This window comes from Microbulbifer sp. ABF4_107, assembly GCF_056312215.1.
The window spans coordinates 1,379,514-1,392,785 of sequence record NZ_CM149983.1 but is presented as its reverse complement, the minus strand read 5'-3'; the positions used below and the strand labels follow the sequence as shown (position 1 = coordinate 1,392,785).

Sequence of the window (13,272 nt, the reverse complement as noted above, 5' to 3'; positions counted from 1 at the left end):
ATCAGCTCGCACAAAATCGAATTTTTTGTTATTGCTCAGCGGGTTATGTCCCGCAAAGATCCATCCACAGAGCCCTCAGAAAACATACCAGACTAGCGTCTCAATGCAAAGCAAGTGGTACGCATCTTGAAGCAAAGCGATCCATTGAAATAAAGACTGTAAACAGCAGAAAATTCGGTTCGAATTCCCGACACCAGGATATCACTCTCCCCGCGCCAGCGAGCGTATCAGTGCCTAGGGGTAAAATCGTGGCTCTGGTTCAAGGGTTACGCCAAATTTGACCTGGATATCCGCCGCTATGTCGCGAGCCAGATCGACCACCTGTTGCCCCGCCCGGTGCCCGGGGTTTACCAGGACCAGTGCCTGGCGATCGTGCACCCCAACGCCATCGCGCTGGAACCCCCGCCAGCCGGCCTGATCAATCAACCAGCCCGCGGCCAGTTTCCAGCCACTTCCCGCCGCATAAGCCACCACGTTCGGGTGACTTTGCTTGATGGCGCTGTACTGGGCCTCGGTCACCACCGGGTTCTTGAAGAAGCTGCCGGTGTTTGGAATTTCTACCGGATTCGGCAGTTTGCTGTTGCGGATGTCGATGACCGCGGCTGCCACTTGCGACGGCGTCAGCTGATCAACGGGGGTCTTGTGCTCCTGAAAATGCTGCTGCAGCGCGGGGTAATCTACTCGCGGTTGCCAGTCGCGGCGCAACTTCAGTACCACCTCGCAAATCAGGTACCGATCTTTTGCCTCCCCCTTGAAGAGGCTGTCGCGGTAGCCGAAAGCACACTCGCTCGCCGAAAAGGTCACCAGTTTACCTGTGGCGACTTCCATGGCCGTGAGCTGCTCGAAGTGGTCCTTCAGCTCAACCCCGTAGGCGCCGATATTCTGAATGGGCGCCGCGCCGATATTTCCCGGAATCAGCGCCAGGTTTTCCAGACCGCCAACACCGGACTCTACCGTTCGCATCACCAGTTGATGCCAGTTTTCTCCGGCAGCCGCAGTGACCCGCACCCCTTCGGCAGACTCAGCGACGTCCACACCACGCATACCCAAATGCACGGCCAGCCCCGGATAATCACCGGTGAGAACGATATTACTGCCGCCCCCGAGTGGCAGGATGGGTAGCTGCCTGTCGCGGGCAAACGCCAGCGCTTCGCGCAACTGATCAAGCGAGGTCACCGAGCAGAAGTGACGCGCCCGCGCGGCGATTGTCATGGTGTTGAAAGGTTGCAGGTCGATATCAGATTGAATCATGCACTTCCAGAATATCTATTGGCCGTACCTGTTACGCCCAGTACGGCCAGGCTTGCCGGACTGAGACACGGTCGATCGGAATACCCGCAGGCCGATCCGGCCTACCCGGGCTCAGCTGAACAGGCTGCGCATCCGCGCCAGATCCTGCTCCGTATCCACCCCGCCGGGCACCGCCTCACAGGCGTCAGCCACATGGATTGCCTGTCCGTTAAACAGGAACCGCAACTGCTCCAGCGCTTCAAATTGCTCGAGCGGTGCCATGGGCCAGCTCACAAAGAGATTTAACAGGGCTGCACGGTAAGCATAGATGCCAATATGGCGGCGCGGGTTCAGCCCCTCAGGCAGGACCGACCTGTCACCGGCAAAGGCATCCCGGGGCCAGGGGATGGGTGCTCGGGAAAAATAACGTGCCAGCCCGTTCTCTTCACACACCAGCTTGACGATATTGGGGTTTAGGAAGTCATCGACCGATTCAATAGGCTCGGCCAGGGTAGCCACACCGGCGGCCGTATTCTTGGCCAGATTGCGCGCGACCTGGTTGATCACCGCCGGCGGGATCAACGGCTCATCCCCCTGCACATTGACCAGAATACGCTCATCCGCAAGCCCCAATTTGGTTGCCACTTCCTGTAGCCGGTCGGTTCCGGATGCGTGATCGGCACTGGTCATACACACCTGGCCACCAAATGCGGCCACCGCCTCGGCAACACGATTGTCATCGGTGGCGACGATTACCCGCTCCGCGGCACTCTCACAAGCACGCTCGTAGACCCGTTGCACCATGGCTTTGCCGGCAATCTCGGCCAGCGGCTTGCCGGGTAGCCGGCTGGAAGCAAAGCGGGCGGGGATGATGACGTCAAAACTCAGATCGTCGGCGGTACTGCTCATGGGGTTTCAAAACTCTCGAGATGTTGGTGAATACGTTGATAGAACAGATCGGGAAGCTGCGCCCGAGCCTCAAGTGCCCACCAGTGGGTCTGCCAGAAATCGCGGCATTTCACCGCGTCTTTCATGGTCATGATGACCGGAGTAATCCCGTCGAGCTGCAGCTCCTGTAGGCAAAACTGGTGGTGATCCGGGAACGGCATCTCCATTACGTTGAAACCGATGGCACGCAGGGCATTGAAAAAGCGCTGGGGGTTACCGATTGCCGCAACCCCGTGGCAAGGGCCGACTTCCGGGCCCGATTCCAGCTTGAGGGTGGAAGTCTGATCCAGATTGAACTGGTGCCAGCGCGCCGGCTCCAGGTGCATGGTGAAGTCGATCTCGTCGCCGCACTGGGATTCCGCCAGCTCACCAGCCGCACCATTGACGACCACCATATCGACACTGGCCAGACGCTCGATGGACTCGCGCAGCGGTCCCCGAGGCAACAGGTGGCCGTTACCCAGCCCCCGGTGCCCGTCCACCACACAGATTTCCATACTGCGCCACAGGCCATAGTGCTGCAGCCCATCGTCGGACAGGATGACATCACAGCCGTGCTGTTCGATCAGCGCTTCCGCCGCCTCAATGCGCTTTGGCGACACCATTACCGGCAGACCGGTCATCAGGTGCAGCATCAGTGGCTCGTCGCCGGATTCGAGGGGGTGGGACTGGGCGGTGACATCGTACGGATAGTGCTTGGCGCGACCGCCGTAACCGCGGCTGATAATGCCCGGCTTGCGACCGCGCTCCAGCAGCCAGCGGCCAAGCTCGGCCACCAGTGGCGTCTTACCGGCACCGCCCACGGTGATATTGCCAACCACGATCACCGGCACCGGCAGCGGAGCCGGCCTGTTGCGCTGTTTGCGCCAGCGGCTGCCGTGGCGAAACGCCAGCTCCAGCGGCGCCAGCAATGGCAACTGGGTACCGTTGTCATCGCCACCCTCGGTGGCCGGGTACCAGCGTTTGTTTAACCAGTCTTCAAGCGACATTGCGCTCTGCGCCCCCTATCCCTGATGCGGTGTGTTCAACAATTTTGCGGTGTTCAGCCCGCGCCCTGCATATTCTGCTGTTGCAGCAGGAGTGCGTAGCGCCCGCCCTGGGCGAGCAGCTCGCTGTGGCTGCCCTGCTCCACGATGCGCCCCTGGTCCATGACCAGAATGCAATCGGCGTTCTCAATAGTACTGAGGCGGTGGGCAATCACAAAGGTGGTCCGGTCTTTCATCACCTCGGCAAGCGCCGCCTGGATATGCCGCTCGGAGGTGTTGTCGAGGGCCGAGGTGGCCTCGTCCAGGATCAGCAGCGGCGAATCCTTCAGCAGCGCCCGCGCAATGGCCAGGCGCTGGCGCTGGCCACCGGACAGAATCTGAGCGTTGTCACCAAGCACCGTCTGCAGCCCTTGGGGCAACTCTTCGATAAAGCTGCGCGCGTGTGCCTGATCCACCGCACGCTGCACATCGGCATCCGGCTTCGATTCCAGCTCCCCGTACGCGATATTGCGGTACACGGTGTCATTGAACAGCACGATATTCTGGGAAACCAGGCTGACCTGCGCGCGCAGATCCGCCAGCGGCAAGCGGGTAATATCGACCCCGTCCAACAGTATTCGGCCGGAGGTGGGCTCGTAAAATCTCGACAACAGGCTCACCAGTGTGGTTTTGCCCGAACCGGAAGCCCCCACAAGGGCCACCGTCTGCCCCGCGCGCACGGTGAAATTGATACCCGAAAGCACTTCGGGGCCGTCGTCGTTGTAGCGGAAACCGAGATGCTCAAATGTCACCTCCCCGGTCACCTGTAGCGGCAGTACCGCGTCGCCTTCGGCCGGCTCTTTGGGTGCGTCGAACACCTCGAAAATGCTTTCCGCGGCAGCGATCCCCTTCTGGATTTCCGCGTACACCTCGGACAGGTTGCGGATAGGCTTGGCCAGGGAAGCCGCCGCACCGATATAAGAGGCAAACACGCCCGCGGTCATGGATTCCACCATACCCGGTGCCAGCGCAAACCAGACCAGCACCGCTGTGGCGAGCCCTACAAGGATCTGAATCACCGAAACACTCGCGTTATCCGCCACCACCAGTTTCATAAACTGCTGGCGGTTGGCATTGCTCGCCGCCTGAAAACGCCCGTTTTCATATTCCTGGCCGCCGTACATGCGCACCACTTCGTAGCCGTTGATGGCTTCCTGGGTAACGTGGGTGACGTCCCCCATGGTGTTCTGAATGCGGTGACTGAGCTTGCGAAAACGCTTGCCCACAATGCCGACAATGGCCGCAATAATCGGTACAAACAGGAAAAAGGTGAGCGTGAGTTTCCAGTTCACCATCAGCAGATAGGTGAGTAATCCAATCGCGGTGAACGACGAACGGAAAATCGTCTTGAGTGATTTGGTAATGGAGTTGGTGACCTGCTCCACGTTATACGCCACCTTGGAAATCAGGAAAGCGCCGGTGTACCGGTCGTAATAACTACTGGGCAAGCGGCCGATGCTTTCGAACAGCTCGGAACGCAGCTGGTGAATCACCGCGCGCGCAACATACGCCAGACCATAACTGCCGACGAAATTGCCAACCGCGCGCAGTGCAATAATGAAGAGCATCCCCGTCGGCACCAGCCAGCGGGCAGTCTCCTGTGGCATCTGGCCATTGGGGAAATAAGAGGCAACGTATTTGGACAGGAACCCACGCCCGGTATCGATACCAGCACCCACCGCATCCAGCAGCAATTCTGTCACCGCAATCAGGGCAACTTCCATGGTGGAAAACAGCAGAAAACCGAACACCGCCAACACAAACACCGCCCAATGTGGCGCGGCATACGAGAGCAGGCGACGGTAGGTCCTGGCTCCGTTCTTGGGTTTGCGAACCGGTTGCGGGGATTTATCCATAAACAATCAGGTCGTGTGTTAACCACCCCGTCAAACAACGCCGCCCGCAGGGTGCGGGCGGGTGGATGTGAAAGGGCTAAGGGGCCGGTGCTATCGCCGCCCGCATCAACACTTATAGATTACTGTTCGTCAGGCTGCCGCGTGGTGATACTGAGGTGTACAAACCCCAACTGTCCGGCGGCATCCATGGCGCGAACCACTGACTGGTGTTCGGCAGTGGCATCAGCGGTGATGATTAGCGGGCGATTGTACTCGCCAGCAGAAACTTCCGACAGTGCCGATTTGAGGGTAACAAGCTTCTTGTTGATCAGAGCCTGTCCATCCACAGAGTAGGAACCATCCGCATTGATCAGAATTTCAATGGTAGATGGCGGCGCCTCCGCCTGGGGCCCGGCGGCCTCGGGGAGGTTCAGTTTGAGGTGGCTTTCCTTGGTAAAGGTGGTAGACACCATAAAGAAAATCAGCAGCAGGAACACCACATCGATCAGTGGTGTGAGGTTGACCCCATCCTGCTCTTGGCTTTGGCGACGGAATTGCATCGAGCGCTCCTGAATCTCTGGCTACGGCTCAGGCGGCTTCGATACGGCGGTCGCTGTGCAGCGCATCCACCAGTTTGACGGCTTCCTGCTCCATGGTGACCACAATGCTATCCAGGCGGCGCTGGAAGTAGCGGTGCGCCATCAGCGCCGGAATTGCCACGCTCAGGCCAGCGGCCGTCGTGATCAATGCCTGGGAGATACCGCCGGCAAGGACACCCGCGTTACCGGTGCCTTCGAGCATGATGGCGGTAAACACCTGGATCATCCCCACCACGGTTCCGAGCAGGCCAATCAGAGGGGCAACCGCGGCAATGGTGCCCAGCACATTCAGGAACCGCTCCAGGTCGTGCACTACCTGACTGGCAGCTTCCTGAATACTGTCTTTCATGACATCGCGGCCGTGCTTGGAATTGGAAAGCCCCGCAGCAAAGATACGCCCCAGCGGGCTGGAGTCGCGCAGCTCCTTGATCTTCTCGGTGGTCAGCTGGTTGTTACGCAGGCTCCCCCACACATCCCCAAGCAGGGTCCGCGGCGCAATTTTGCGCTCGTTGAGGGTCCACAGGCGCTCAATGAAAATAGCGATAACGGCAACGGAACAAAGCAGGATTGGCAGCATCAGCCAGCCGCCGGATTTGATGATTTCTAACACGTTTGTGCCCCAGACTGCGTACGGGATTCTTATGGTTTATCGAGAGTTTTACGGAGAGATCCCCTGCAAACTCCGGTGCCAGGCCGAGCCATTCGGCACTCATTCAGCACTACAGCGCCAAACTCTACCACAGCTATTGGCGGTGGCTAAGTATCTGATTGTTATCTTTTTTGTTGCTGTGATGCCGATACCAAAAGCGGCCACCGTCGCGCGCTCGCGCTATATCGAGCTCACCGACACCATTCCAGTGGAACTGAATGGCACCTTCTTGAGCGGTATTGAACAGCGCCGCACCGGCAGATCGATACCTGGCAGTCACATCTGCATGCGGGTGCCCGAACCGGTGCCTGTACCCCGCACTGAATACCACCCGTTCCGGCCGCGCCCATTCAATGAGTGCCGCCGAAGACGATGTGCGCGAGCCATGGTGTGGCGCCACCAGAACATCGACCGGGCCCATATCCGGATACAGGCCCTTCAACTGCGCCTCCACGCGGCTGGAGATATCCCCGGTCAGAAGAATGCGGACCTGCTTCCACTGCAGCAGTCCCACGCAACTATGGTCATTTTCCTCTCCATCCAACGCAGTCGCGCGCGGCCATAGCCAGCGGATCGAGAGATCTCCCAGTCGGGTGACCTGCCCGGCACGGCAAGGCTCGACATTCGTGCCCGCCGACAGCCGCACGCCGAGACTCCCGGGCGCGATCATGGTTGCCACATCCAGTTGCTCCAGTACGCCGGCGACACCGCCCGCGTGGTCGCGATCTCCGTGACTGACCACCAGTGCCTCCACCGCTTCCCGCCCCTGAGCCTGCAGGTAGGGCGCGACGATATTCGACCCGGCGCTCCAGCCCCCGCCGGTACTCGCGCCGGTATCAAAGATTGCCGTGGAATCACGCGAGACCGCGGTAACGGCGAGTCCCTGCCCCACGTCCAATACAGTCAATGCAAAGAATTCCGGCAACGGCCGCTGCCAGCTGGTAGTACCTACGGCGAGCACCAGGATCAACAGCCACCCCAATCCGCGCCCGGGAATCCCCCTCGGCAATATCAGAAGTAGGCCGCCGAGCGCCGCCAAGACAAGCACCCAGGCATCCGGAACCGGCAGAGAACGCCAGCCCGGTGCAAGTTGCTCGGCGAATTCCAGAAAGGCGATCAGCCAAACCAGTTGCACATCAGCCAGGGACCACAGCAGCACTGCGACTGGCTCAAACGGACACAAGGCGCCCAGCAGAATAAGCGGTAAAATCGTCAGGCCGACCCAGGGAATGGCAACCAGGTTGACCACCAACCCACTGAGGCTTACCCCGTGAAAGATCAGCACCGACGGTATCAGCAGGCCGATGACGATTGCCCATTGACTGCGCGCGCCATTCAAGATCCAGCCCCACAGTCTGTAGGGCCATGACTGCAGCCCCAGCGCCGTCTCAGTCAGCCCGTCCTCCACCCGCTCGCGCCCCTGAAATCGCAGCAGCAACACCGCCACCGCAACGAAGGAAAGCCAGAACCCGGCGCTCAGAACGGCCAGCGGTTGCCAGATCAGAATCACGCACAGGGCCAGCGTCAGCCCCAGCTGGCCATTCAACCGCCGCCGCAGGACTATGGCCGCCATCGCCACGACGACCATCACCAGCGCCCGCTGGGCAGACAACGGCGCACCACTGATCAGCGTATACCCGAGGGCTGCAAATACACCTGCCGCGCCAGCCAGATACAGAGGGTTACCACCCCACCGGATACCAGACACCCCGGCCACACGTCCCAGCACACCGCCCAATAGAAAGAAGCAAACCGCCACCATCCCCACATGCAGCCCAGAAATCGCCAATAAATGCGCGGTGCCGGTGTTTTGTAGAAGGTTTCTGGTCCGATCATTGATTCCCGTGCGATCCCCTAGCAACAGCGCGCGCAATAGTGACTCCTGCTGATATCGCTGCGTCCCGCTCACGTCCTGCGCGAGCTGACCACGGATCTCTTCCCGCATTCGATCAATCCCCGTCCCGCGGGCGAGAAACTGCGGCTGCAAGTCGCGATCGCGCACATAACCCGTCGCAAACACCCCCTGCTCCAGCAGCCAAGCCTCGTAGTCGAAGGTGTGCGGATTAACGCTGCCGCGGGGCTCCTTCACCCGCACGCGCATCTGCCAACTGCTTCCGGCCTCAAGGCGCGCGGCATCCGCGGGCGCCACCCGGTACCAGCCGAGCTGCAGCTTGCGGTCGAGAAAGCGGTGATCTTCTGCATCGACGACGCGTGCGCGAAAGCGGGCATCCAGGTAACCGCGAGTTGCGCTTGAAGGTGTGCCAAAAAAGGAAACCGCCGGTGCACTTTGCGGCAGGGAAACCACTTGTATCACCAGTGTATGGTCAGAGCCGTGCAGGTCTCCGGGCAGGCGCTGCTCCAGAGACTGGTGATTCGCCCAAAGCCCCCAACAGGTCCCAACCAGAAATGGCAGAAAGACTCTGGTTAACAGCGAAGCTGGCAGGCCCGAATCCCGACGCATAGCACCGCTAACTATCGCCACCACGCCCAATGCCAGAAGACCAAGCAAAATGGCACCGACCAATTCACGGGAACCCGGCAAAACGGGCCAGAACGCAACCTGGCCGATACCTGCCCCACAGGCCCCGAGACCCACCACGAGATTTGGTCGAACGTCCAATGTTATCTCTACCCCTTTAAGGCCCGTCCTTATTGAGCCCGCCCCTTTTAAGGCTTTCCCTGAGGAATTTCGCTACTTCAGGCCAACGTTAACTGACACACCTGTCAGACCGCACACGGATCCGTAACAATTTATTCATTTTATTTTCATCTTTCACATGTTTGTAACAATTCCGCAGCAAACTGCGCGCAACTCAAGAACACACAGCGTTCCTTCTTTTACAAACATTACGAGAGCCCCCCATGAAAAAGACCGCCATGTCGCTCGCGCTGGTTGCCGTACTTCCCTCTTTCGCCAACGCAGAAATTTTTGACTTCTACGGTAAGGCCAACGCCTCCTTCCAGTCCAACGACGAAGGTGACGGTGCAGCGACCGATGTGAAAAGTAATGCCTCCCGCCTGGGTGTAAAAGGCGAGCTGCCCCTTGATAGCGGAATCAAGGGCATCTACAAAATGGAATACCAGGTCAACATGGATGGCGAAGGTGACACCTTCACCCAGCGCAATATCTTTGCCGGCCTCGAAGGTGGCTTTGGCCAGGTAATCGGCGGCAAGTTCGATACTCCGCTCAAAATCGCACAAAAGAAAGTGGATCTGTTCAACGACCTTGAGGGTGACATCAAAAGCCTGATCACCAAAAGCGACAACCGCGAATCCAACAACCTGCAGTACACCACTCCGTCATTCGGTGGTTTCCATGTTGCCGCAGCTTACGTCAGCAATAAAGACGCAGAAATTCTCGATGACGACGGCGAACTGATCGACACGCGCGACAATGGTACTTCCGTTGCATTTGCTTACGATAACAACGGTGTTTACCTGGCCTACGCCTACGATATGGACGTAGAGGCCAACGACTGGAACGTGTCGCGTCTTGTCGCGCAATACAATTTCGGCAACCTGCAGGTTGGCGGACTGTACGAAGAACAGGAAAAAGCAGACAGCAGCAAACAGGACGGCTGGATGACTTCCGTAGCGTACAAGATCAACAACTGGACTGCGAAAGCGCAATACGGCCAGTCTGACATCGTAAAAACCGATGGAGAAACTTTCAGCCTAGGCCTGGACTACAAGCTGTCCAAAGCGGCCAAGGTGTTTACCTTCTACACCGATGAAACCGCTGCAGACAGTTACGCACGTAGCTACGTTGGCGTAGGTACTGAATTCAAGTTCTGAGGCAGAACGGTTTTCAGCACTCCGCGAGACCCCATACGGTCTCCATTCGAAAGGGGCGCCACCTACGGGTCGCGCCCCCTTCTCATTTACTGGCGCACGGAAAAAAGAAAACTGCGTCAGACGCGGCGCATCAGTGGCGCAAGCCATGTCGAGGCCCCGGCATAATCAGCCAGCTGTGCTAGGATCGGAGATTCTGAAAATAAAAAGGTCTCCTACCGTCATGCATCGCACAAAAATCGCACTGATTTTCGCATCCGCACTTCTGGTAGCCTGCAGCAAGGGCGCCGATCCTGAATCCCCACAGACATCCGCCACCAGCGAAGCGTCTCCGGAGGCTGCACAACAAGCCAGTTTACCCGCCGGCATTTCCCTGGTTGAGACCTTTGATGGCGAAGGTGCTGAGATCGCCATCCCCTACAGCAAATACAAACTCGACAACGGTCTCACCGTCGTCCTGCACGAAGACAACTCCGACCCGCTGGTGCACGTGGATGTGACCTACCACGTAGGCTCCAACCGAGAAGATCCGGGTCGATCCGGCTTTGCCCACTTCTTTGAACACATGATGTTCCAGGGCTCTGTCAATGTGGCGGACGAGGAACACTTCCGCATCATCACCGAAGCCGGTGGCAGCATGAACGGCACCACCAACACCGACCGCACCAACTACTACCAGACGGTACCGGCCAACCAGTTGGAAACCGTGCTGTGGCTGGAATCGGATCGTATGGGGGTGTTCCTTGATGCGGTCACTCAGGAAAAGTTTGAAGTGCAGCGCGCAACGGTCAAGAACGAACGAGGCCAGCGCGTCGATAACCGCCCCTACGGCCGCGCCCTGGAAACCATGTACGCCGCCACCTACCCGGATGGCCACCCCTATTCCTGGCCGGTAATCGGCTGGATGGAGGATCTCGACCGCGCCGACCTGAACGACCTGAAACGCTTCTTCCTGCGCTGGTACGGCCCAAACAACGCCGTGCTCACCATCGGTGGCGACGTCGACAAAGCCAAAACCCTGGAATGGGTGGCCAAATACTTCGGCCCGATCCCCGCGGGCCCCGAAGTCGAAAACCTGCCCAAGCAACCCGCCAAACTGGACGCGGACCGTTACGTTACCCTGGAAGACAATATCCACCTGCCGGCTCTGGCAATGATGGTGCCCACCGTCAGCTACAGCCACCCGGATGAACCCGCTCTGGATGCCGCCGCCGCGATTCTCGGCCAGGGACAGGATTCCATGCTGTACCAGCGCCTGGTGCAAACCGGCCGCGCCGTGTCGGCCAGCGTCAGCCACTCCTGTAAGGAGCTGGCCTGTGAAATGTGGTTTATCGTGATCCAGAACCCCGCCTCCGGTGAAACCCTGGCGGAAATGGAACAGGCGGTGCGCGATACCCTGACCGAATTCGCCAGCCGCGGTGTGACCGAAGATGACCTGGTGAAATTCAAAGCGGGTTACGAGTCCGGGCGCGTGTTCGGTCTGCAATCCGTTTCCGGCAAAGTATCTACTCTCGCCGCGTTTGAAACCTATACCGGCAGCCCCAAAGGTATCGACAAAGAGATCAATGCCTATCTGTCTGTCGCCACCGATGACGTCACCCGGGTATTCGACCAGTACATCGCCGAACAGCCCGCGGTGCTACTCAGCGTGGTGCCAAACGGCAAGCCGGAACTGGCCGCCGCTAAACAGAATTACGAGTGGAAGCGCACCATTCCGGAAAGCTACGCCGACGAGGAAGAAGCCCTCGCTCTGCGCCCGGTCAAAGACACTTTTGACCGCAGTGTCCAGCCAACGCCCGGTGTGAACCCGCAGGTTGAACTGCCGGCGATTCAGGATGGAAAACTGGAGAATGGCGTTCGTCTGCTGGCGGTACAGAATGATGAAACCCCCACCGTCACCGTGCGCGCCGTCTTTGATTTCGGCCAACGGGATGAGCCACGTGGAAAAGCCGGTCTCACTTCGCTGATGACCTCCCTGATGAGCGAAGCGACCACCGAGCGCAGTGCCGCCGAGTTCACCGAAGCACTCAAGCGCCTGGGCGCCAGTGTCAGCGTCAGCAGCGGCCAGTATGAAACCACCGTCACGCTGAATGTGCTCGCCAAGCATCTGGATGCAGCGATCCCCCTCATGATGGAGCGCATGCTGAAACCGGCATTCACCGAGACAGATTTCAACCGCATCAAACAGCAGACCATTGAGGGCCTGCAACAGGCCCGCAAGACCCCGCAAGGTCTGGCGACCCGTGCGGTAGGCGCAGTGATGCGCGGCACCGAGCATCCGCTCAGCTATCCGGGCGACGGCCTGCCGGGTACCGTCGAGCAGATTTCCCTGCAAGACATCAAGCAGTATTACAACGCCCACTTCCCCGCCCACCTGAGCGGAGTGACCGTCAGTACCAGTGTGCCCCACGAGAAGATCATCAAATCTCTGGAAGGGCTGGCAAAGCTGAAGATCGCACAACCGGTGCGCCCCGCTATCGCACTGCAGAAGCCGGAAATCGACGGTCGCACCGTCTACCTGGTAAACAAGGAAGGCGCGGCACAGTCCAGTCTGCGCGTTGCCCAGCATGGCCTGCCCTACGATGCGCTGGGCGATTACTACCTGGCCTATCTCGGCAACTTCCCGCTGGGTGGCAACTTCAACAGCCGCATTAACCTCAACCTGCGCGAAGACAAAGGCTACACCTACGGCGCCCGCTCTTACCTGATCGGCGAGCCGCAGGAAGGCCAATACATGATGAGCTCAGAGGTGAAAAAGAACGCAACCGCAGACGCCCTGAATGAAGTACTCAAAGAGTTTGCCAAGTATGACAGCGAAGGCATGACCGAGAGCGAGTTCAATTATCTCCGTTCCGCCATCGGCCAACAGGAAGCGCGCAAGTACGAAACCCCGGGCGACAAGCTCAGCCTGCTGAACAACATCCTGCGCTACGACCTGCCACTGGACTACCGCTCACAGCAAGGCGCCATGCTTAAAGAGACCGACCGTAAAACCCTGAACAAGGTCATTACCGGCTTATTGAAACCGGAGAATATGGCGATTGTGGTGGTTGGCGACGCGGCCAATATTCGCGAAAGCATCGCGGAACTGGGCATGCCGATTGTTGAGCTGGATGAGGATGGATACGTGAAGAAAAATGATCAGGCAGAGCAATCGGAAGATTCGGCGAGCCTGAATTGATCGTATTGATTCA

General features: G+C 58.9%; 9 protein-coding genes. 2 read left to right on the top strand and 7 right to left on the bottom strand.

The window, feature by feature from the left end:
- Positions 1 to 234: 234 nt before the first annotated feature.
- The 7 genes from murB to ACYX4K_RS05665 form a co-directional block, all read right to left on the bottom strand.
- The gene (gene murB / locus ACYX4K_RS05695) at positions 235 to 1,251 is read right to left on the bottom strand and encodes a UDP-N-acetylmuramate dehydrogenase (protein WP_475093088.1); all 1,017 of its coding nucleotides are present in this window, start codon (positions 1,249 to 1,251) and stop codon (positions 235 to 237) included.
- A gap of 111 nt (positions 1,252 to 1,362) precedes the next feature.
- A complete protein-coding gene (gene kdsB, locus ACYX4K_RS05690) occupies positions 1,363 to 2,118 on the bottom strand; it encodes a 3-deoxy-manno-octulosonate cytidylyltransferase (RefSeq protein ID WP_475093949.1) in 756 nt (251 codons plus the stop codon).
- A gap of 17 nt (positions 2,119 to 2,135) precedes the next feature.
- The gene (gene lpxK, locus ACYX4K_RS05685) at positions 2,136 to 3,167 is read right to left on the bottom strand and encodes a tetraacyldisaccharide 4'-kinase (protein WP_475093089.1); all 1,032 of its coding nucleotides are present in this window, start codon (positions 3,165 to 3,167) and stop codon (positions 2,136 to 2,138) included.
- A 53-nt stretch (positions 3,168 to 3,220) separates the two neighbouring features.
- The gene (gene msbA, locus ACYX4K_RS05680) at positions 3,221 to 5,059 is read right to left on the bottom strand and encodes a lipid A export permease/ATP-binding protein MsbA (RefSeq protein WP_475093090.1); all 1,839 of its coding nucleotides are present in this window, start codon (positions 5,057 to 5,059) and stop codon (positions 3,221 to 3,223) included.
- Between the two features lie 119 nt (positions 5,060 to 5,178).
- Positions 5,179 to 5,598 (bottom strand): ExbD/TolR family protein, encoded by a 420-nt coding sequence (locus tag ACYX4K_RS05675; protein ID WP_475093091.1) that lies wholly within the window; start codon positions 5,596 to 5,598, stop codon positions 5,179 to 5,181.
- Positions 5,599 to 5,626: 28 nt separating this feature from the next.
- Positions 5,627 to 6,247, bottom strand: a complete 621-nt coding sequence (locus ACYX4K_RS05670) for a MotA/TolQ/ExbB proton channel family protein (protein WP_475093092.1) — start codon at positions 6,245 to 6,247, stop codon at positions 5,627 to 5,629.
- 133 nt (positions 6,248 to 6,380) lie between these two features.
- Positions 6,381 to 8,906, bottom strand: coding sequence for a DNA internalization-related competence protein ComEC/Rec2 (locus ACYX4K_RS05665; RefSeq protein ID WP_475093093.1), 2,526 nt, complete (start codon positions 8,904 to 8,906; stop codon positions 6,381 to 6,383).
- Between the two features lie 242 nt (positions 8,907 to 9,148).
- On the opposite strand from ACYX4K_RS05665, the gene ACYX4K_RS05660 reads away from it, so the two are divergent.
- Both ACYX4K_RS05660 and ACYX4K_RS05655 read left to right on the top strand, forming a co-directional pair.
- Positions 9,149 to 10,081, top strand: coding sequence for a porin (locus tag ACYX4K_RS05660; protein WP_475093094.1), 933 nt, complete (start codon positions 9,149 to 9,151; stop codon positions 10,079 to 10,081).
- Positions 10,082 to 10,301: 220 nt separating this feature from the next.
- Positions 10,302 to 13,259: a M16 family metallopeptidase gene (locus ACYX4K_RS05655; RefSeq protein WP_475093095.1), complete on the top strand. Its 2,958-nt coding sequence runs from the start codon at positions 10,302 to 10,304 to the stop codon at positions 13,257 to 13,259.
- Positions 13,260 to 13,272: the final 13 nt, after the last annotated feature.